Raw genomic sequence first — 20,274 nt, 5'->3', positions numbered from 1 at the left:
GAATCCTTCATCCTTCCGTCAGCGGCGCTGCGGTTTCTTCTTCGCCACGTTGTTTTTGCTTTGTTCTCAGCTTATCACACTGAGCCTTTGGGAGAAGGACTTTCTTACCTTCTGGTTTCGTTCCCAACTGAGCAGGATGGACTCCCCAAGCGGCATCTATGAATGCATTCATGATCGCCGAAACTCTGTGGATAACATCATCGGCTTGCTCTTTAGAGTAACCAAGCTTCGTCACAGCATCGCGATGCTTTTTGATAATATCTTTCATGAGGGCAAATTCCCCTCCCTTCAGCAATGCACTGCATGCTGATCAGTTTCATTTCCTTTTTGGACAATAAATTAGCTCTTTACCCCATCAGGGGTGATTAGCGCCGATATTTCTGCGCGAGCTGAATATATACTTTAATTGTACCTTACCTGTGTCCTGAAACGCAAACTCAGCAAGGGTTTCGGGCAAAAGAAGGCCCGATCCTATTGCTCGGGATCGGGCCATATCAAAGAGGGATATTCTTTCCTAATTCCGCTATCGTTCGTTCTTAAATCGCGCTTTCGCGTATCCGCTGAGCCGCGCAAACGTGTGCTGAGCTTCCAGCCTACTTTGAGCGCTGGCGAGTGCGTTTCGCAGCCTTGCTATGCGAGAGTGCCTCTCTTCATTGCCTTGTCGTCTCACCTCGTTTCCAAGGTGGCCGTCAAGATCAAGGGTAGCGGCGCACACGGGCTTGCTGCTCTCGCGCAATCGCCGCAACAGCTCCTGCTTGGTGCAGATCGATGAATGAGCATCTCTCGACGACATCCGTGCTATCGCTCTCGATTGTCGCGGCTTCTTTTACGGCTTCCGCTCCGCGCTTCCGCCAGCCTGTCGCCGTTGCTTTGTTCGTTGCGCCTTTGCGCAAGGCGCTCTTCTTGGCGAAGCGCTCGCGACTGCTGATAGGCCTCCTGTGCCAGGGCGGAGACTTTCAGAAGGTCGGCCCCTGAAAACGCGTTCGTGTCACGCAGATCGCCCGACTTCTCGTCGCGGTAGGTGCGGCTGAAAGACGTGGTGAAGTAGTCGCCATTCTCGCCAGCGTTCCGCCATGTCGTTGCTTTGACTGACCCATCGCGGATTGTAAATTCAGGTTTGTCGCTCACAATCATTCTCCTTTCTCTATGAAGGGCGAAAGCCTTCGACGTAGGACCACATGCCGTCCGAATATTGCGGGTAGTGCGAGAATTGCTGCGGCACGCGCTCAACGATGACCCTCGCACAACGGCGACCCCATCTTGAGGGGGTAAGCACGGAATCGTGGGGCGGATGAAACGGATTGGGCAGGAAGCGCCCAGCAAAGTCTGACCGTTCGTAGTAGGGATGCTTTTCGGCGAAGATGGGTTTAAGGCTCTTGCCCGAAATGAAGAGTATTTGCCTGTCTTCTGGCATCGAAAGGATTTCTTCTGGCATCATGAGTGCGCGCGCCTGTTTGGTGCGATGCTCTTCGCCATAGGCGTGATATTTCATGTCGGCGTAGGCCGAGAACGGATCGCCGCCATTCATGATGCTCATGGCGGCATTCATCTTTTGCCGTTTGGAGTCCGCCTGTCTCAGGCTGTCGTCATATTCGAGCGTTTCGGTGCCCAGCATTGAGGACACCATCTGCGCTGTCTGGTAGTCGCGCACGCCGAAGAACTGGCGTAATGCGGATGAACCCATGAAACCCTGAAGGGCGGGTGCGCCGAAGTTACGAACGATCTGGCCGACATCCTGAAACAACGCCCAGACCTGAACGCCAGCGCCGCGACCAAAGGTGAAGGCGCGTAGCAGGGCTTCAAAGTTTCCGAGCTGGCCCGCCTCATCGATGATCATCGTGACGCGTGGGGCGGAAGGTGCTCGCGACTTGTAGAGCATCTGCACGGTGAACATTGTGCGCAGGATCGGAGACCACAGACCTACGTATTCTATGGGAACGTTGATCGCCCAACTCGTTGGCTGGCCCGAATTGCAGGTATCCGCCAACGAGGCATCGGCCCCGTCCAGCGCGGCCTGAAGCATCGGATCATCAAGGAAGTTCAGGTGCGCGTAGATTTCGCCGAGAATGCTTCCGAACTCTTTCTCGCTTTCCTGTTGCTTTGCCAGCATCTCGCCAGCAGTTCGTCTGACGCTGTCCATCGAGGAGCCGAGCATGGCTTCGAGACAGTCTGCCCAGGCATTCGAGTCAGCCTCGATCCAGTTGATGACGCGGTAGAGCGCCGGGAAGCTGACCTTGCCGTCCCGTTCGACCAGCATTTTGATGATGTTCTCGATCCACTCGCGGGCGCGCAGCTCGAAGTAACGACCGTTCGATGCGCCGCTTGTGGGGATCAGGCTTTCGGCGATGAACTTGCAGTCCGCATGGAAGTGCGGATCGTTCAGGCGAAGGATATCGAGCGGGTTCATGCGATGCTGCGGGAGGCCACGCATGCCCGTCGGGTTCCAGCAATAAAGGTAGCTCCGATTGAGAGCGAAGTTCACCATCGTAACGGCGGCGATCTCGCCGCGCGGGTCGAGGATGAAATTTCGGTTGCCTGCATTGCGGGCCACCGCAAGCGCGAGGAGATCGCGCATTTTGCCTGAGCCTGCGCCTGCGACCGTGATAATCGGCGCGTCGGTTTCGAGGCAGATCGATTTGTTCGCGCTATAGCCGATCTGTAGACCGCGAGCGCTTAGCAGTCCGGCCCGCCTGAGTTCGCTCTCGTCAGACCAAGATGCTGATCCGAACCGATACTCTTCATTGCTCATCATGATTACTTTCCTTTGAAAATACGGTCATGTGTCGCCATGACTTTTGTCTTTTCGGGAATCGTGAGGACGTGCGTGCCCGCATCGGGATGGAAGCACTTGATGAAGTGTGAGCGGATTTCACGGGGCTTCACGGTCGGATGAAACGCGTTGATCATCCGTATCCAGACACAGACCTTGACGTCTGAGGGAATGTCCGACTTGGAGGATGTTGGCGCGAAGAGAAGTTTGAAGCGCTCAAATATTGGCTTCATTTCCGGCTCAACAAAATCAATCTGAATAGTGTTCATTGTTATTTGTTCGTTCCCAGAAGAAGAGAAAATATCCACAGGATCGGTGCCAGCATGATGATTGCGCCCAGCACTTCCAGAAACGGATGGAGCTTCCTTTCGAGTTCATCCAGAAAGGCCTTCTTGCTGTCCTGAAAGTCCTCGTAGGCACGGAAGATTCGGGTGATCAGATCGTCTTGCACAGGGGTTCTCCTCGTTGCCTGAGCTTTGTTTCCAAAGCTCAGGCATTGATCCAACTGGGGTACTCTTTCAGCCGCCGAGCGAGCCGAGGATCGCGAGGATCACAAAGACCCAAAATGCGACGCCGACGACGGCTCCCCAATCGGTTTCCTTCTTGTAGATGCCGCCGACGCGGCGATGCTTCGTGAACATTGTCGAACTCCTTTCGTGGTTCACAGGAAGCGGGTCGCGAGTGCGAGCCCGCCCATCACCAGCGCCGTCGATATCGATGCGCGGGAGATGAAGAAGACCAGGGCGGCACAAACACCGCCCCAGACGAGGGCCGTCACATCTTCGAAGCCGTAGCCATAGTGACGAGCCGCAAAGGCCTGCACCCAGCCGATTGATTTGCTGTAGAGAGGTGGCGCGCCCAAAAAGGTGACGAGCAGCGCCAATGTGTTTGCGAGGCCTTGGATGGACGACATGAAGATCGACCGGCCTGCATCTTGATGCTTTTTCATAAATGACATTCGTAGACCTTGATGTTGCCGTCGAACTTGATTGCCGACGATTGCATCCTGCCAAAGTCCGAATGCTGATCAGGGGGAGTAAATCGATTTTCTTGTATAGTTCATCAGCACGCCCTCAGTTCTGAGCTGACGGAGGTCTATTGTCGTTCGCCGCCCGCACTCCCCACAACTCTGCTTCGAACGCGAAGCGTGTTGAGAGGATCGTTCCCAGGAGTCTGATGCGCTCGCGACTTTCTTCTCGCAGTCTGGGGCGAACTCCGTCAGGCACGGGTGTACAGGCCCAGTCGCGAAACCATTCACGTATGCTGTCCGTCTCGAACTCTTCGGTGTTCAGAAACACCTCGTTGCCGTTCGAGACGATCCGCCCTCTATAGTCCCTGTACAGGTTCAACAGATAGTCGAGGAAGTGGTCTGCACTGATCTCCAAACTCGCAGCAAAGTTACGCAGGTCGCGTAGGTATTCTGGGTTTTCCAGTTGCGCATCACGAACAAGCTGGCGTGTGCTGTTTTTGCAGTAGCCCAAGGTAAGGCAATGCACGCAAAGGGAATACTTCATGATCTTCGCTCCTGTCACTTCAGCCCGTGTGGTCATCGCTGCGTTCGATTGACGACGGGGCGGGTTCCGCCGAGACTGTCGGAAGGCATATTTCAGACGAACCCTCCGGCAGACACGGTATGTGTGACGATAGTGAAACGAATGATCAGAACTTGCAGGGCAATGTGTTGCCGCTGTTTCCAAGAGATGTGTTCAACAATAGCGGCAAGGAATTTGCCGCAAATCGAGAACCAGAACCTGATAATACTTTGGAGATGCGCACCGTTAGATATTATCCAGATGCTCAGAAGGAATACGCTCGTAATTTGCTCCGACGCTTGATGTCGGAAAAGGCGCTTTCCCCACAAGCTCTGCGCGATGAAATTATGGAGCGCGAAGACGCTGCGTTAATTGAGGCTTCAGGCTGGAAGCCGCAACGGAAGAACGCCGCTCCCCCACGGGAGGACCGTTTGCTTTCTCGTGCCGATCTGAAAAACTGGCTTGGGGAAAACGCAACGCACCAAATAGGCGATGATAAGTTCTACTTTGTAGATCGGTTCATCGAGACAAAGATTCCTGTGGAGCAACGTCAGGCGCTCGATGCTTCGATCAGGGATTCGAAGCGTCAATATCAGCTTCAAGCGTTTCGTGACTTCGCAAGCCATAGCAAAACTACGGATACAGCATGGCAGCGGGCCGAAATATCAAACTCAGTATGGCTTTGCATTCGAGATGATTTTCACACCAGTAAGGATGATCCAACGCTGGGCTACCATTTTCTTCTCTTGATCGAGGAGTTCAAGCAGGGTGTAGCGCCCATCACGCTGGTCTTCGGGAGTAGAGCTTACGCCGATCAACTTATCGATCATGAGATTGCCGACGGTGATACTTTGCCTGCGGAATTATTGAAGCGATATGATTGGCAAAGAGACAAGCTCAGCACGTTTGTTACGGGATATGCGTTTCAAACGTCCTGCTACATCGAAGACCTCGATGACGAACTCGATGCCATGAACTGGTCATTCAGCATCGTTGCTCGTCGAGATCATCGTACTATTAAGGAGTCCCTACCACTCGTTTTCGAGCAGCCGATAAAGGGTATTTATCTCATACTTTGGTCTCAGCCTTTTCGCAAAGGGGAGACGCCTCGCATGTCTAGTGGTGAAATTGGTATGTTCAACCATCATCAAATCCAAAACGAAGAGCACTCGATAATACGCACAGATATCGACCCCTCGGAGATCGCAAAGTTTGTAAGGGGATACAGTTTTGGGTAAAATAAAAGATGTAATGCCGAACGATAAATCGGGCACAGAACATGTGCCGCCAGATATATTTCGTGCTGCTGAAAACAATGATCTAGAGGAGTTGGCGTTTGCGCTGCAAAGCGGACAACGATTAGACCATCAGCGAGAGCCAGATAAGATGACGCCCGTGCACGTGGCGGCGGCGTTGGGCCACGCTGACTTCGTTCGGGTATCCATGGAGATACATCCCCAAGTCGCATGGATACGAGATGAGATGGACCGACGACCCATCGAACACGCAAATGCCCGCAATGATCAGGTTATCGCGGGGTATCTGAAGGAGGCGATGTTTCAGCCCCCAGAGAACGCCCTCTGAGCAACAGCCCCTAGCACGCCACAAAATCACTCTTTCCGCATCGACCAAATCGAAACACCTTTTTTCCCAATTTTATCAATAAGTCCGACCCGCAAGATGTGCGGTGTACTACACCGCAATCTTGGCAAGGGAGCCCGCTGCGCGCTCCCGTTGCATCCCTCCGGCCTTGGCTCTTCCTGGGCATTGAACCCATCCAGAGCCATCAGAACGTTTCGCCGTTCCATCACTCGCGGGAGACTTCGCTCTCCCTGCACCCATCGATCAAAGGGGCTATCGCGCCCCTTGTGAAATCCACTCGTCAGGGTAATAGCCCCCGACACCTGCCAATCGGGGGAGCGTTCCTGCTCCCACCGATACCCCCATGACCATTTCATGGAGACCAACCCTGCGCGGTTTGGATGCCGATCAAGTCTGTCGCGCCCCGATACCTACGACCAAGAGTCTCCCCGTGCTCTTTGGATACATGGGCCAACCTTGCGCAAGTTGGATGGGCGTCACCGTTTCGCCACTGGATTTCGACCAAGGGGAGCGCCCTTGGATGCGGCGATGGTCTGTGGAGGAATCCTCGAAATACCGTTGGCACATTGTGTATCCAACGGCTACACTCATCGCATGAAAGACTCAGGACTGCGCATCAGGGTCGAGCGTCAGCTCCGCGAGAAGTTCCTTGAACTTTGCCGCGAGCAGGACAGGCCCGCATCCCAAGTGATCCGAGAGTTCATGCGTGAGTATATCGAGCGCAACGAGCAGACCATAGCCAACGATAAAAACAAAGGACGAAACCTTGAACGCCGTTGAGATCGAAGAGGCCATATCCAAGCTTGCCGAGCAGCCGTTCGACGCGGAAGAGTTTCCCTTCGCGTTCTTGGAGGCGTTCGGCAACAAGACCACGACGATCAAACGCCTACGTTCCGGCACGTCCAACAAGTCGGATGTTGGCGGCGTTCTTCAGACCAACAACATCCACCTCATGGTTGCTGAAAATGGCGCGGTCGTAGAAGCCCTTGCGGCGCTCAAGGCCAGTCCTGCGACGACAAAAGCCCGCGCAAAATTCATTCTCGCCACCGATGGGAAGGACTTTCAGGCTGAAGACCTGAACAGCGGCGAGGTCATCGTCTGCAACTACCCCGACTTCCCCGACCATTTTGGCTTTTTCCTTCCGCTCGCGGGCATCAGCACAGTCAAACAAATCCGTGAAAGCGCCTTCGACATCAAGGCGACGGGTCGTCTGAACCGTCTCTATATCGAATTGCTGAAGGACAACCCTGAATGGGGCACGGCGGATCGCCGCCACGACATGAACCACTTCATGGCGCGGCTGATCTTTTGCTTTTTCGCGGAAGACACTGACATCTTCACTGAGGCTGATCAGTTCACGGCCACCATCGAACGGATGAGCGAGAAAGACAGCTCAAATACGCATGAAATCATCAGCGAGCTGTTCCGATCCATGAACACAAAAGTTGCTGACCGTGAGAAGGAAGGTATCGCTCGCTGGGCCAACAGCTTCCCCTACGTGAACGGCGGGCTCTTCTCAGAGAGCGTTGACGTCCCACGCTTCAGCAAGATCGCACGGTCCTACCTCCTTCATATTGGCAATCTCGACTGGAAGAAGATCAATCCTGACATCTTCGGATCGATGATCCAGGCCGTCGCCGACGACGAAGAGCGCGGCGCTCTAGGCATGCACTACACCAGCGTTCCGAACATCTTGAAGGTCCTCAATCCGCTGTTTCTCGACGATCTACGCGAGAAACTTGAAGAGGCGGGCGACAATGCCCGCAAGCTGCTCAATCTTCGCAACCGCATGGCCAAGATCAGGGTTTTCGATCCCGCCTGCGGATCGGGCAACTTCCTTGTCATCGCGTACAAGGAAATGCGCGCCATCGAGGCCGAGATCAACGAAAGACGCAACGAGACGGATCGACGATCCGAAATCCCGCTGACAAATTTTAGAGGGATTGAACTCCGTGATTTCCCAGCCGAGATTGCCCGCCTCGCGCTCATAATCGCTGAATATCAGTGCGACGTGCTTTACCGCGGGCAACGTGAAGCCCTTCGTGACTTCCTCCCACTCGACGCCATGAACTGGATAACATGCGGAAACGCCTTGCGGCTAGACTGGCTTAGCATTTGCCCACCGACTGGGACTGGGGTGAAGCACCATGCCGACGACTTGTTTATGTCACCCATCGATCAAGCCGAGATCGACTTCGAGAATGAAGGTGGAGAGACCTACATTTGCGGAAACCCGCCGTTCAAGGGGACGCGCAAACAAAAGCCGCATGAAAAAGAAGACCTGCAACAGGTATTTGGTGGACTTACATCGAAATGGAAGAACGTTGACTATGTAGGAGCGTGGCTTATGAAAGCCGCACTCTTCAACGACGTATGCCATGCACCATTCTCGTTCGTGGCTACCAACAGCATATGCCAAGGTCAGCAAGTCCCTATAACATGGGATTTGCTTCTGAAGAGAGGGTTTCGTATCCGCTTCGCTCATACATCCTTCACATGGTCAAACCTCGCGGCCAACAAGGCGGGTGTCACGGTTGTCGTGACGGGCGTTGACCGCGAAGCGGGTGGACCGCGATGGATTTATTCCGGCGAGAACCGCCGCGAAGTAGCAAACATTAACCCCTACCTTACCGAGCATAATATTTCTGTTGTCCCAGCTTCCAGAAGGCCGATCTTTTCTAAGGTCGCGATGGATTATGGCGTCTACTATTCAAAGTCAGGTGGTTTGATTCTCGACTCAAAGGATAAGGACACGTTGCGGCAAGAAGGGCTGCCGCTTCATTTTGTTCGGCGCTTCCTTGGATCAACTGAGTTCATCAATGGCAAAGAACGGTTTTGCTTGTGGATTGACGACAACGAGTTGGAAGAGGTCTCTAAATATGTTGGTGTCCGGCAAAGGATTGAAAGTGTCCGGCGCGACAGGTTGGAAACGGATGACAAGGCTGTGAATAAGCTCGCGGCCAAACCTCATCAATTCCGAGAACGGAAGGGAGATGACGCATCAAAAATATTCGTTCCCATAGTATCTTCCGAAAATCGCGAGTACTTTCCGGCTGGCCTAGCTGATGCAACAGTTGTTCCGACTAACAAGGCATTCTTTATTTCTAATGGCCCTCTTTGGGCACTTTCAGTAATCTCTTCAAAGCTGCATTTGTCATGGATTGATACGATCTGCGGGCGTCTGCGTACTGACTATTCATACTCTAATACGCTTGGGTGGAACACGTTCCCACTTCCATCACTGACAGAGAAAAACAAAGCCGACCTGGCGCGCTGCGCGGAGGACATCCTTTTGGCGCGAGAGGCGCATTTCCCTGCAACCATCGCCGACCTTTACGAAGTGAAGGATGGTGAAGCCATGATGCCACCTGATCTGCGCGCCGCCCATGATCGCAATGATGAAGTGCTCGAACGCGTCTATATAGGCCGTCGTTTCAGGAACGATACTGAGCGTTTGGAAAAGTTGTTCGAACTCTACACAAAGATGACGACAGCAAATGATTTGAAAAGAACGAATACTCGAATGAAGGCATAACCAATGAGCAGCGAGAAAACCGCCCCCTCCGTATCAGTCACCTACGCCCAGAATGGCAATTCGACCAAATCGAATGAGTTGGGCATGCGACCGATGCAGGAACGCGCCTATGAGAAGCGCGGCGAGCAGTATCTGCTGATCAAGTCACCGCCCGCATCGGGCAAGAGCCGTGCGCTGATGTTCGTAGCGCTGGACAAACTGCACAATCAGGGCCTGCGCAAGGCCATCATCACCGTCCCAGAGAAATCCATCGGGTCGAGCTTTGCCGACGAGCCGCTATCCAAGTTCGGCTTCTGGACCGACTGGCATGTCGAGCCGAAATGGAACCTTTGCAACGCGCCAGGGTCGGACGGCAGCAAGGCCGACTCGGTTGGCTCCTTCCTAAAGGGTGATGATCGAGTTCTGGTATGTCCGCACGCGACGTTCCGAAACGCCATTGAGAAGTTCGGCATTGAGGCTTTTGATGACTGTCTGATCGCCGTGGATGAATTCCACCACGTTTCCGCAAACCCTGAGAACAAGCTTGGCGCGCAACTCACCGAGTTGATCGGACGGGACAAGGTTCATGTCGTTGCGATGACGGGCTCGTATTTCCGAGGCGACGCCGAGCCTGTTCTGATGCCGCATGACGAGGCCAGGTTTGATACGGTTACCTACACCTATTATGAGCAGCTAAACGGCTACAAGTATCTGAAGCAGCTCGATATCGGCTATTTCTTCTACTCGGGTGCGTATGCGGATGACATCCTCAAGGTTCTCGATCCGAACGAGAAGACCATCATCCACATCCCGAGTGTCAATTCCCGCGAGAGCACTAAGGACAAGCACCGCGAAGTCGAGCACATCATCGACGAGTTGGGCGACTGGCAAGGTACGGACCCTGCGACGGGCTTCCAGTTGGTCAAGACATCGGACGGACGCATCCTGCGGATCGCCGATCTGGTCGATGACGAAGCCGCCAAGCGCGACAAGGTTTCAGCTGCGCTGAAAGACCCCGCCCAGAAGAACAACCGCGACCACATAGACATCATCATTGCGCTTGGCATGGCCAAAGAGGGCTTTGACTGGGTTTGGTGCGAGCATGCCCTGACGGTCGGATATCGCGCTAGCCTGACCGAGATCGTTCAAATCATTGGGCGAGCGACCCGCGACGCCCCTGGAAAGAGCCGCGCCCGCTTCACCAACCTGATTGCCGAACCGGACGCATCGGAAGATGCCGTTACCGAAGCGGTGAACGATACGCTCAAGGCCATCGCCGCAAGCCTGTTAATGGAGCAGGTTCTCGCCCCTCGCTTCAACTTTACCCCGAAACGCGCAGACAGTGGACCTGTCGAGGGCTTCGACTATGGTGAAGGCGGTTACAAAGAAGGCGAATGCAATGTCGGCTTCAACGAAGAGAGCGGCCAGTTCCAGATCGAGATCAAGGGGCTCACTGAGCCAAAGAGCGAAGAAGCCGAGCGCATCTGTCAGGAGGACCTGAACGAGGTGATCGCCGCCTTCGTGCAGGACAAACCGACGGTCGAACGGGGAATGTTCGACGAAGAGCTTGTGCCCGAAGAGCTGACGCAGGTCCGCATGGGCAAGATCATCAAAGACAAATACCCCGAGCTGGATGACGAAGATCAGGAAGCTGTCCGCCAGCACGCCATCGCCGCTCTCAATCTGACCCAGAAAGCCAAAGAAGCAGCACTCAAGGAAGACGACGGCGAAGACAAAGCCAACACGGCTCTGATCGATGGAGTACGGAAGTTCGCGATGGATGTTCGTGAACTCGACATCGACCTGATCGACCGCATCAATCCATTCAGTGAAGCCTACGCGATCCTCGCCAAGACGATGAGCGAGGAAAGTCTGAAACAGGTTGCGGCCATCATCTCCGCGAAAAAGGTGCAGCTAACGCCTGAAGAAGCGCGTGATCTGGCCAAGCGGGCGCTGAAGTTCAAACAGGAGCGCGGCAGGCTGCCGTCGATCACCTCGCCCGATGCGTGGGAGAAGCGCATGGCCGAAGGTGTAGCCTATCTGGCTCGCATGAAATCCGAGGCTGCTGATGGCTAAGCAGTTCACTGAAGAAGACGATGCGCTGCTTGCCGAACTCGGGGTCGAGGTCGAGGCCAAGAAGGTCGCTGCGAGAACGCCGCAGGAAGAACGTGTCATCGCGGGGTTTGAAGAAATCCAACGCTTCGTCGAAGAGCACGGTCATCCACCGCAGCACGGCGAAGATAAGAACATCTTCGAACGGCTCTACGCGGTTCGTCTTGATCGGTTGAGAGAGCTTGGCGAGTTCAGGCAGCTCCTAGAGCCGATTGACAAAGACGGTCTGCTGGACGCTAGCGGTCCAGTCGCCACGTCCATCGACGACGACATTGATGACGAAGCGCTTCTGGCCGAACTCGGCGTCGAGGCGGAAACTTCGGACATCACCGAACTACGTCATGTGAGGTCCAGCGCTGAAAAGAAGGCGGCGGAAGAGATCGCCAATCGCCAGAAGTGTGAAGACTTCGAACGGTTCAAGCCGTTGTTCGAGCAGGTTCAGAACGAAATTGATACAGGCATGCGAACGACACGGCCCTTTGAACGCAAGGCCGAGATCGCGCCAGGACGCTTTTTTATCGTAGGCGGACAAAAAGCCTATGTTGCAGAAATGGACGAAGCGTTCCTGACGGCGCAAGGCATGACCGATGCCCGTTTGCGCGTGATCTTCGACAACGGCACCGAGAGCAATATGCTCATGCGCTCCCTACAGAGAGCGCTTCATAAGGATGATGCAGGCCGTCGAATTACGGACTCCTCGGCAGGACCGCTCTTCGCCGACCATACGGCTGACGGCGATGAGGCGAGCGGCACGATCTACGTCCTCCGCAGCAAGTCCGATCTTCCGATTGTGAAGGAGCATCGCAACGTGCTCCACAAGATCGGCGTAACAAGTGGAAAGGTCGAGCGGCGCATCGCCAATGCAAAGATAGACGCCACGTTCTTGCTGGCTGATGTCGAGGTTGTTGCGACCTATGAACTCTACAACATCAACCGAACGAAGCTCGAAAACCTGATTCACCGCATCTTCGATCCGGCCCGTCTCGACATCGAGATCAAGGATCGCTTTGGCAATCCTGTTGTCCCTCGCGAGTGGTTTCTTGTCCCGTTCAATGTGGTCGATGAAGCCGTCGAGCGGATCAAAGACGGTAGCATCAAGGACTACGTGTACGATCCGCAGCAAGCGCGCCTGACTCCCCGAACAGAAAAGTCGCGGAGCAAAACCAACGATGCTTGATCAGTCATTCTCAGCAGAAAACTTTAGAAAAATCTTTGATATCGAGAACCGAAAGGGAAACTATCTCGAAGGTGAATTTTTTCCAGAAATTGAAAGCAAAAGCCAGGAAGTGCAATCATGCATTGGCGAGCTTCGCTCTCTCAAAACTGAAAAAGACAATCACACTCCTGAAGAATATGAGACCGCACGCATCAGTCTTTCGGATAAATTGGAAACACTGCGAAAAGAACGTGAGGAGATGCTCCACGCAAAGCTTGAAGAAGTAAGCTCGAACGTATGTGCAAATGACTTTTCTTTTGGCATTCGGGAGGTTGACATCGGCAGGCCCAAGAAAGTTTTTGTGGCCGAACGAAGTGCTGAGACACACTTCGCGCTCAAGCAAATTCAGCACAACATAAGACGTCTCTATAAGGTTAAACAGGCCAATAGGCATGAAATCATCTGCCAGTTGCGGGAATTGCTCGCGGATGCGATGCCAAAGTACATTGTTCGTACGGACATATCATCATTCTACGAAAGCATTCCGCGAGACATCCTTCTTGGAAAACTGCGAAATGATCCACTTCTGACTTTGCAATCAAAGAAGATAATTCGTCGAATTCTATACGAGTATAGTCAGATTACAGGACGGGATGCAGGACTTCCTCGCGGCATTGGTATAAGCGCCTATCTGGCAGAACTGTATATGCGCGATATCGACAGCAGTATCCGCAACCATCCTGGGGTGCTGTACTATGCACGATACGTGGACGACATAGTTATCATTTTTTGTCTCCCGCCCAACGTGGGAACAAGAATTTTTCGACAGCTAGTCGGGCGCTCGTTCAGACGGATGGGGCTTAAGAGGAATCGCGCCAAGACTCAGATACTGAAGGTGGCATCCAAAGCGCCTTATCAACTGACATACCTTGGCTACAGATTTGAGGTTGGACCTAAGGCTCCAAATGACCCCGTGGAGGTCGACTTGAGAATGTCCGTCGAGAAGATCGCTCGATACAAGAAGAGAATGGATTTGACATTCGATGCTTACTCCAAGAGCGCGACTTCTTCAGAGCCACGCGCTAGACGGCTACTCGAACGTCGGGTGCGCTTTCTTACGGGTAACACACGGCTTGTGAACAACAAGAAAAACGTCGTTTCAGGTATCTACTTCTCGAATCCACTTTTAAACACAGTCGAGGATCTTGATGATCTGGATGCGTATCTTCAGACTGAATAGCCCCTAGATTTGTAGACACTTTGTCCGTTAGAAATGAGGCAAGGAGAAGATTATGGGCAAGAGCAATTTCACGGAAGAATTCAAACTGGATGCAATCAAGCAGGTAACCGAACGGGGATATGCTGTTGCAGATGTATCGAAGCGTTTAGGTGTCAGCACACATTCTCTTTATGGCTGGATGAAGCGTTATTCCACACCTCCTGGCAGTGCTGAGCAGGACAATCAATCCGCCGAGATAAGGCGACTAAAGCAGGAACTGGCGCGCGTCACTGAGGAGCGTGACATCCTAAAAAAAGCCACCGCGTATTTCGCCAGGGATGCAAAATGAGATACGCGTTCATCGAAGTGCATCGTCCGGTATTCACTGTCCGTGCGATGTGCCGGATGCTTCGTGTTCATCCGAGTGGCTTCTATGCCTGGCTGAAGCGGCCGTTCTGCACGCGGGTTATCGAGGACAAACGTCAGACGGAACTGCTCAAGGATGCGTGGCAGGACAGCGGCAAGGTCTATGGATACCGCAAACTGCACGATGACCTCAGAGATCAAGGCGAGACATGCTGTCCAAACCGGGTGGCAAGGCTGGCCAGAATGGCAGGTATCAAGGCTCAGATCGGCTACAAACGCCGCCCTGGCAAGTATGGCGGCAAGCCTTCAACTGCAGTCGATAATACCCTGGATCGGCAGTTTGATGTCGCAGCACCAGATAGCACATGGGTCACTGACATCACCTACATCAAAACCTATGAAGGGTTTTCCTATCTGGCCGTGGTGATTGATTTATATTCCCGTAAAGTCGTTGGATGGTCGATGCAGAGCCGTCAAACGACGGATCTGGTCCTGCAGGCCGTACTGATGGCGGTGTGGCGCAGGAAGCCAAAGGAAAAGGTCCTGATCCATTCAGACCAGGGGTCGCAATTCACCAGCATCGACTGGGCTTCGTTTATGAAGCAACATAATCTGCAACACAGCATGAGCCGACGGGGAAACTGTCATGACAATGCTGTCGCTGAAAACTTCTTTAGCCTGCTAAAGCGAGAGCGTATTCGGCGCAGAACCTATAAGACCAGAGAGGAGGCAAGATCAGACGTATTCGACTACATCGAGATGTTCTATAATCCAAAACGCAAACACACTAGCAATGGGATGCTGTCACCCACCGAGTTCGAAAGACAGCAAAAACTGAAACCCCAGGGTGTCTAGAAAACACGGGGCTATTCAGACGAAGATTGCATCATTGCCACCTGGTCGCTTGAAGAATCGCTTAGCAAGTCAGTCGTTCAAATACGGATATCAGACAAAACGGTATAGTAAATTCTCGGCCCGCAACCTCTTTGACATTGTGGAGGTTTGGAAACATGCCTCCTAAAAAGATTCTCCTGCCATATAAAAAGGAACGCAGCCTACTTTCGGATGTTCTGCCGTATGAGATTCCGGTCTCGTTTTCGAACCGTCACCTGTACGCATTCATCTTGCGCCATCGAATTCAGAAGAATGACAACAAGGAGATTGTTTGGCTCAAAGGAACGCCCGCATTGGATCGCCTTGTATGTATGCTTTTCTGCCTTCCAAACAATCCTCATCGACTATCTGATGTCAAACGATTGGTTGGCGAGAACTTATTAGATTTTAGAAGATATCAACTAAATGACAGCGGCATCCCAAAGCCAAATAGAATGCCGAGACCAGAGGGATTCCTAGTTCCCTTTTGCTACAAGATTAATCACAAAGAAGCTGAGTTCAGAGAGCTTTGCATACCGCACCCCCGTAGCCAGCTACTCGTCTCAGAATTCTATGACCGATGCAAAGAGGCAATACTCTACTACACTTCCTTGAGCCCGTTTTCGATCCGGGCACCGTCAAAAGTTGCTAAATTCACATTTCACAACGACAAACTTCATAAGGAGAGATTGTCAGTAGAACCATCTAAGATCGAAGTGATAGATAGTGAGTATGAAAGTCTTCGCTCATTCTTCGTGTATCGTGAGTACAGTAATATCTATAAGTTCTACGAATCTTACCGCTACCACCGATGCGAAAAGAAATACAATAACCTGATCAAACTCGATGTTTCCAAGTGCTTCGATAGCATCTATACGCACTCAATTGGTTGGGCAACCATTGGGAAAGACGCTCAAAAGGAAGCCTTGGCAGAGAGCGGTGGTTCCTTCCCAGATCGGTTCGATAGACTGATGCAGCGTATGAATATGGGTGAGACCAATGGGATCATAATTGGTCCAGAGTTCTCCCGAATTTTCGCTGAGATCATACTTCAAAGCATCGACCGTGAGGTTGAACACACTCTACGGAGTGGAGGCTCACGGCTAGAGCACCAAGTCGACTATGAAGTGTTTCGGTATGTGGATGACTATTTTGTGTTCTATAACCGAGACGAGGATAGGACGCGTATCGTTGACGAGCTCCAACATGCTTTGCGGCGCTACAAACTTTCTTTGAATTCTGCGAAAGCGGTTGTCTACGAGAAGCCTATCATCACAGAAATTACTATGGCTAAACAGCAGATCGCCCAGCTTCTAGAAAAAAGGATAAATTTTAATCTAGATGAGGTCGTCGATGAGAATGGTGAAGTACAGGAGGTTAATGGTAGCGTTTTCGTCAATTCCAATGCATTGATTACGTCATTCAAGACAATCATCAAGACTTGCGCTGTAGAGTATAAAGACATGCTCAACTATACGCTTTCGATTGTTGAGAGGAAGAGCCGTAGTCTTGTCGAAGACTACATGAAGGTGGACACAGACAATCGCTCACCCAGGCAGATGGCAAACGCCATTACAAATATCGTAGAATTTTTATTTTTCATATATGCTGTATCGCCAAGGGTTAATACAACTATTCGGCTTTGCCGAATTCTTGAAGTATTCAATTCATTCTTGAGGCAGGGGCATTTCGACCGCGCGCAAGTTCAAATTGTTCACAAGCTCATTTATGACAACATCTGCTTCATACTGAAAAAGAACAAGTCATCGGAGCATGTTCAGGTTGAGACTTTGTATTTGCTTATCGCTTTAACCGCATTGGGCCGTGATTATTGGCTGGAGCAAGGAGTGTTGTCCGAGTACCTAGGCATCGATTTGGCTTCCGTCGGAGGAAGAGGAGCTACGGGGGACTCGTTAAACTATTTTTCGATCACTGTGTCGCTCTTTTATATGCGCGATAAGGTGCGGTACAATGAGTTGCGTGAGCATGTGGTGGACACCGCAATCAAGCGTATTCGTGATCGTTCTGAGACCTGTCACAAAGACTCAGAGCTAGTCTTGCTGCTGTTCGACCTGATCTCCTGCCCGTACGTACCGTCCGACAAGAAAGAGGAGGCGCTCAAGATATTTGGGGTCTCTGATCCAGCACTTGCCGCTGATATGATTGGATACTCCGACGATGCTTCTAAGCCTCAGCGGTGGTTCACAAATTGGCTGGAGTTCGACTTCGCCAAAGAGCTGGACGCCAAGCGAAGTCAAGAGGTATACTAAGCACACGCGCTTCGTCAGGCAGTTAATGGCTGTATGCAGCTACACACACATGCGCGGCGGGGAGGCTGAATTCAAACCGGGCTCTTTGCACAAAGGGTGGTCTTGGCGTGCCACCCCTATTTCTCGAAGGCACCAGGAAGCTACACGCTCCGCTTTATTCCTGCGGTGCAATCGAGCAGGATCAAGTGATGCGTGTTACGAAGACAGATTTCATACACTATCTTAACTGCCCGAAGTCATTTTGGGTTCTGAAGAGACAACCCGACCAGTATCCACCTGGGGACTTTAGCCTGTTTCTACAAAAGATCACTCGGGAGGGCTTTGAGGTTGAGGAATGCGTCCGTAGCTTCTTCAAGAACAGCGGACGTGACGTGACTTTCCAGAAAGTGTTCGAGACCAGCGAAGGTTTATACGCTCGCGCCGATGTCATCGAACGCTCGGCGTCTGGTGAAAAAATCCTTTACGAGGTCAAATCCTCCACGAGCGTCAAGACTGACCAGTCAGCCAACCATCTCAAGGACGCTTGTTTTCAGAAGATTTGTGCTGAGCGTGCGGGAGAAAATATTGATCGGGTTTTCATCGTACATCTCAACGCGAGCTATAAGCGCGATGGTCCAATCGAACCTGAAAAGTTGCTTACGTTTATTGATGTTACCGAGCAGGTTGTCGATCTTGAACGCGAGACAGCCTTGGAAATCGATCAAGCTTTGGTGCTTTCCAAGAAAGAGTTTATTGATCGAGACGGGTGTCCCTGTCTGTATAAGTCTCGGGGCAAACAATGCGATACATTTCGTATCTTCAATCCACTTGTACCACGCCATTCGATCTACAGTATTCCTCGACTCAGTGCCAAGCTTAGGACTGAGTTTGTGTCACGCGGCATTTTCGATCTTCGGGATGTCCCAGATGATTGCGATCTATCGGAGGGTCAGCTTTTGGTCGTCCAGTCGGCGAAACGTGGCAAGCCGATTATCAAGGTCCCAGAGATAAGGTCATTTCTTAGTAAAATTGAATTTCCTGTGTACTTCTTCGATTTTGAGACTTACGCTTCAGCTGTACCGCTGATTGATGGCGCTAGCCCGCATCGGCAATTCCCTGTGCAGTACTCACTTCACGTTCTTGAAGCCAATGGAGTTCTAGTTCATCGCGATTTTTTGGAGCGGGAAGCGCGTTTACCGCTAGAGCTTATTGAACGAATGCAAGACGATATCGGTCCCGAGGGAAGTGTTGTGTCCTGGCACGCTTCATTTGAGAAGACAAGGAACAGAGAGCTAGCCGTAGATTTTCCGCAAAAGGCAGCATTTTTAGACGCGCTAAATGCGCGAATGATTGACTTAGAAGATGTCTTCAAATCGGATTACGTTGATATTGAATTTGATGGTTCGACTTCGATCAAGAAGGTGTTGCCCATTCTTTGTCCAGAGCTGAAGTATGACGATCTGGACGTTCAAGATGGAACGTCGGCCATGGAGGCGTGGCAGCGTATGGTTTCTGCTGAGTCCGATGAAGCAGAATCTATTGCTCAAGCGCTTCTGCGATACTGTGAGCGAGATACGCTTGCGATGGTGGAAATCTACAAGTTTCTTTCAGCGCTATAGTCTCATGGCATTGGGCGCATCCTGACGGCCCAGGCTCTCGTGAACCAAGCCAGCAAGCTGTCTCGGCCATTCGGCTTCGATCCCTTGCGCATCATCTGACAGCCCTCGCGGGCTGACCTCCTCCTTTTCGTTTCGAGGGCCTGCGGCCCCGTCCTCCGTCAAGACCAAGCCCTTCGCTATGGCTTCGGGCGAAAGCCATGGCCCGTGGCTCGGCTGCGCCTGCGCCCGCACCTCTTCCATGGCTTTCGGTCTGGACGGCCGTCCCCCCGCTCATCGGCGCGGGCCTAGTCCGGTTGCATGCGCAACCGACTACCCAAGAAAGGGGACAAAGATGAAAACCGACATTTATGAAAGGGTTACCAACAAGATCATTGCCGACCTTGAGCAAGGCGAGCTGACATGGCTGAAGCCATGGAGCGCGGGCAACATGGAAGGCAAAATCACCAAGCCGCTCCGCCATAACGGCGTGCCCTATAGCGGCATCAATATCCTGATGCTTTGGGGTGCGAGCATCGAGGCAGGCTTTCTGTCTCCGTACTGGATGACCTTCAAACAGGCGAAAGAGCTGGGCGCGCATGTTCGCAAGGGCGAGCGCGGCAATCTGGTTGTCTATGCGAACACGATCACCAAAACGGAAGAGCAGGACGACGGCAGCGAGGAGGAGCGCAAGATTCCCTTTATGAAGGGATACAGCGTTTTCAACGTCGAGCAGATCGAGGGCTTGCCCGAGCACTACTACACCAAGCCTAAAGCGATCATCGATCCCGCGCGGCGCATTCAGCATGCAGAGGAATTCTTTACAAGCACGGGCGCTGATATCCGCCACGGCGGCAACTCGGCGCATTACAGCGGCGGCAGTGACCATGTGCAAATGCCGTACTTCGAAACCTTCAGAAGCCCGCAAAGCTACTATGCAACCTTGGCGCATGAGCTGACCCACTGGACCAAACACCCCAAGCGCCTTTACCGCGAATTTGGCCGCAAGCGTTGGGGCGATGAAGGCTATGCCCGAGAAGAGCTTGTCGCCGAACTCGGCGCAGCATTCCTCTGCGCTGATCTTGAACTCGCACCCGAACCGCGCGCCGATCATGCGGCCTATATTCAGAGCTGGCTCAAGGTTCTGCAAAACGACAAACGGGCGATCTTCAGCGCCGCAGCACATGCCCAGCGTGCCGCAGATTTCCTGCATGGGCTTCAGCCTGTCGTCGAAGAGATAAGCGACGTCGCGTGACCATCGGGGAAAAATCGCGGCTGGCCTTCGG

The 20,274-nt window shown here is 52.6% G+C and carries 19 protein-coding genes; 11 read left to right on the top strand and 8 right to left on the bottom strand.

Going from position 1 to position 20,274, the window contains the following annotated elements:
* Positions 1 to 7: 7 nt before the first annotated feature.
* The 8 genes from CMN55_RS06840 to CMN55_RS06805 all read right to left on the bottom strand — a co-directional run bounded on the left by CMN55_RS06840 (position 8) and on the right by CMN55_RS06805 (position 4,284).
* A complete protein-coding gene (locus CMN55_RS06840; protein WP_293948799.1) occupies positions 8 to 268 on the bottom strand; it encodes a hypothetical protein in 261 nt (86 codons plus the stop codon).
* A gap of 530 nt (positions 269 to 798) precedes the next feature.
* Positions 799 to 1,134, bottom strand: a complete 336-nt coding sequence (locus tag CMN55_RS06835; RefSeq protein ID WP_366931985.1) for a hypothetical protein — start codon at positions 1,132 to 1,134, stop codon at positions 799 to 801.
* Positions 1,135 to 1,144: 10 nt separating this feature from the next.
* Positions 1,145 to 2,752: a type IV secretory system conjugative DNA transfer family protein gene (locus tag CMN55_RS06830; RefSeq protein WP_293948797.1), complete on the bottom strand. Its 1,608-nt coding sequence runs from the start codon at positions 2,750 to 2,752 to the stop codon at positions 1,145 to 1,147.
* A gap of 2 nt (positions 2,753 to 2,754) precedes the next feature.
* Positions 2,755 to 3,039, bottom strand: coding sequence for a hypothetical protein (locus tag CMN55_RS06825; RefSeq protein ID WP_293948796.1), 285 nt, complete (start codon positions 3,037 to 3,039; stop codon positions 2,755 to 2,757).
* 2 nt (positions 3,040 to 3,041) lie between these two features.
* The gene (locus tag CMN55_RS06820; RefSeq protein WP_293948795.1) at positions 3,042 to 3,221 is read right to left on the bottom strand and encodes a hypothetical protein; all 180 of its coding nucleotides are present in this window, start codon (positions 3,219 to 3,221) and stop codon (positions 3,042 to 3,044) included.
* A gap of 67 nt (positions 3,222 to 3,288) precedes the next feature.
* On the bottom strand, positions 3,289 to 3,411 hold the full coding sequence (locus CMN55_RS06815; protein ID WP_293948794.1) for a hypothetical protein: 123 nt from the start codon (positions 3,409 to 3,411) through the stop codon (positions 3,289 to 3,291).
* Positions 3,412 to 3,431: 20 nt separating this feature from the next.
* Complete coding sequence (locus tag CMN55_RS06810; RefSeq protein ID WP_293948793.1) at positions 3,432 to 3,719, bottom strand: hypothetical protein; 288 nt, start codon at positions 3,717 to 3,719, stop codon at positions 3,432 to 3,434.
* Between the two features lie 124 nt (positions 3,720 to 3,843).
* Positions 3,844 to 4,284, bottom strand: a complete 441-nt coding sequence (locus CMN55_RS06805) for a hypothetical protein (protein WP_293948792.1) — start codon at positions 4,282 to 4,284, stop codon at positions 3,844 to 3,846.
* Between the two features lie 119 nt (positions 4,285 to 4,403).
* Here CMN55_RS06805 and CMN55_RS06800 point away from each other — a divergent pair, with 119 nt between their 5' ends.
* The 11 genes from CMN55_RS06800 to CMN55_RS06750 all read left to right on the top strand — a co-directional run bounded on the left by CMN55_RS06800 (position 4,404) and on the right by CMN55_RS06750 (position 20,243).
* Positions 4,404 to 5,540 carry a hypothetical protein gene (locus CMN55_RS06800; RefSeq protein WP_293948791.1) on the top strand — a complete coding sequence of 379 codons (1,137 nt, stop codon included), beginning with the start codon at positions 4,404 to 4,406 and terminating at the stop codon, positions 5,538 to 5,540.
* On the top strand, positions 5,533 to 5,886 hold the full coding sequence (locus tag CMN55_RS06795) for an ankyrin repeat domain-containing protein (protein WP_293948790.1): 354 nt from the start codon (positions 5,533 to 5,535) through the stop codon (positions 5,884 to 5,886). The genes CMN55_RS06800 and CMN55_RS06795 overlap by 8 nt, the downstream gene beginning before the upstream one ends.
* A gap of 534 nt (positions 5,887 to 6,420) precedes the next feature.
* Positions 6,421 to 6,684, top strand: coding sequence for a hypothetical protein (locus tag CMN55_RS06790; protein ID WP_293948789.1), 264 nt, complete (start codon positions 6,421 to 6,423; stop codon positions 6,682 to 6,684).
* Positions 6,671 to 9,439, top strand: coding sequence for a class I SAM-dependent DNA methyltransferase (locus CMN55_RS06785; protein ID WP_293948788.1), 2,769 nt, complete (start codon positions 6,671 to 6,673; stop codon positions 9,437 to 9,439). The genes CMN55_RS06790 and CMN55_RS06785 overlap by 14 nt, the downstream gene beginning before the upstream one ends.
* Positions 9,440 to 9,442: 3 nt before the next feature.
* On the top strand, positions 9,443 to 11,494 hold the full coding sequence (locus CMN55_RS06780) for a pseudomurein-binding repeat-containing protein (RefSeq protein ID WP_008891778.1): 2,052 nt from the start codon (positions 9,443 to 9,445) through the stop codon (positions 11,492 to 11,494).
* Positions 11,487 to 12,707: a GIY-YIG nuclease family protein gene (locus CMN55_RS06775; RefSeq protein WP_293948787.1), complete on the top strand. Its 1,221-nt coding sequence runs from the start codon at positions 11,487 to 11,489 to the stop codon at positions 12,705 to 12,707. The genes CMN55_RS06780 and CMN55_RS06775 overlap by 8 nt, the downstream gene beginning before the upstream one ends.
* On the top strand, positions 12,700 to 13,926 hold the full coding sequence (drt3a, locus tag CMN55_RS06770; protein ID WP_293948786.1) for an antiviral reverse transcriptase Drt3a: 1,227 nt from the start codon (positions 12,700 to 12,702) through the stop codon (positions 13,924 to 13,926). The genes CMN55_RS06775 and drt3a overlap by 8 nt, the downstream gene beginning before the upstream one ends.
* A gap of 52 nt (positions 13,927 to 13,978) precedes the next feature.
* Positions 13,979 to 15,126, top strand: a protein-coding gene (locus CMN55_RS06765; protein WP_293948785.1) for an IS3 family transposase whose coding sequence is annotated in 2 segments (ribosomal slippage) — positions 13,979 to 14,225 and positions 14,225 to 15,126 — 1,149 coding nt in all. Because the reading frame shifts where the segments join, the coding sequence is not laid out codon by codon here.
* Between the two features lie 155 nt (positions 15,127 to 15,281).
* Positions 15,282 to 17,414, top strand: a complete 2,133-nt coding sequence (drt3b, locus tag CMN55_RS06760; protein ID WP_293948784.1) for an antiviral reverse transcriptase Drt3b — start codon at positions 15,282 to 15,284, stop codon at positions 17,412 to 17,414.
* Positions 17,415 to 17,602: 188 nt separating this feature from the next.
* Positions 17,603 to 19,012 carry a DUF2779 domain-containing protein gene (locus tag CMN55_RS06755; protein WP_293948783.1) on the top strand — a complete coding sequence of 470 codons (1,410 nt, stop codon included), beginning with the start codon at positions 17,603 to 17,605 and terminating at the stop codon, positions 19,010 to 19,012.
* A gap of 331 nt (positions 19,013 to 19,343) precedes the next feature.
* Complete coding sequence (locus CMN55_RS06750) at positions 19,344 to 20,243, top strand: ArdC family protein (protein WP_293948782.1); 900 nt, start codon at positions 19,344 to 19,346, stop codon at positions 20,241 to 20,243.
* The last annotated feature ends 31 nt before the right edge of the window (positions 20,244 to 20,274 follow it).

Origin of the sequence: Sneathiella sp. (assembly GCF_002694385.1) — a bacterium.
Lineage (GTDB): Bacteria > Pseudomonadota > Alphaproteobacteria > Sneathiellales > Sneathiellaceae > Sneathiella.
The sequence above is the reverse complement of the archived record's forward strand: the minus strand, read 5'-3'. Positions and strand labels throughout refer to the sequence as shown.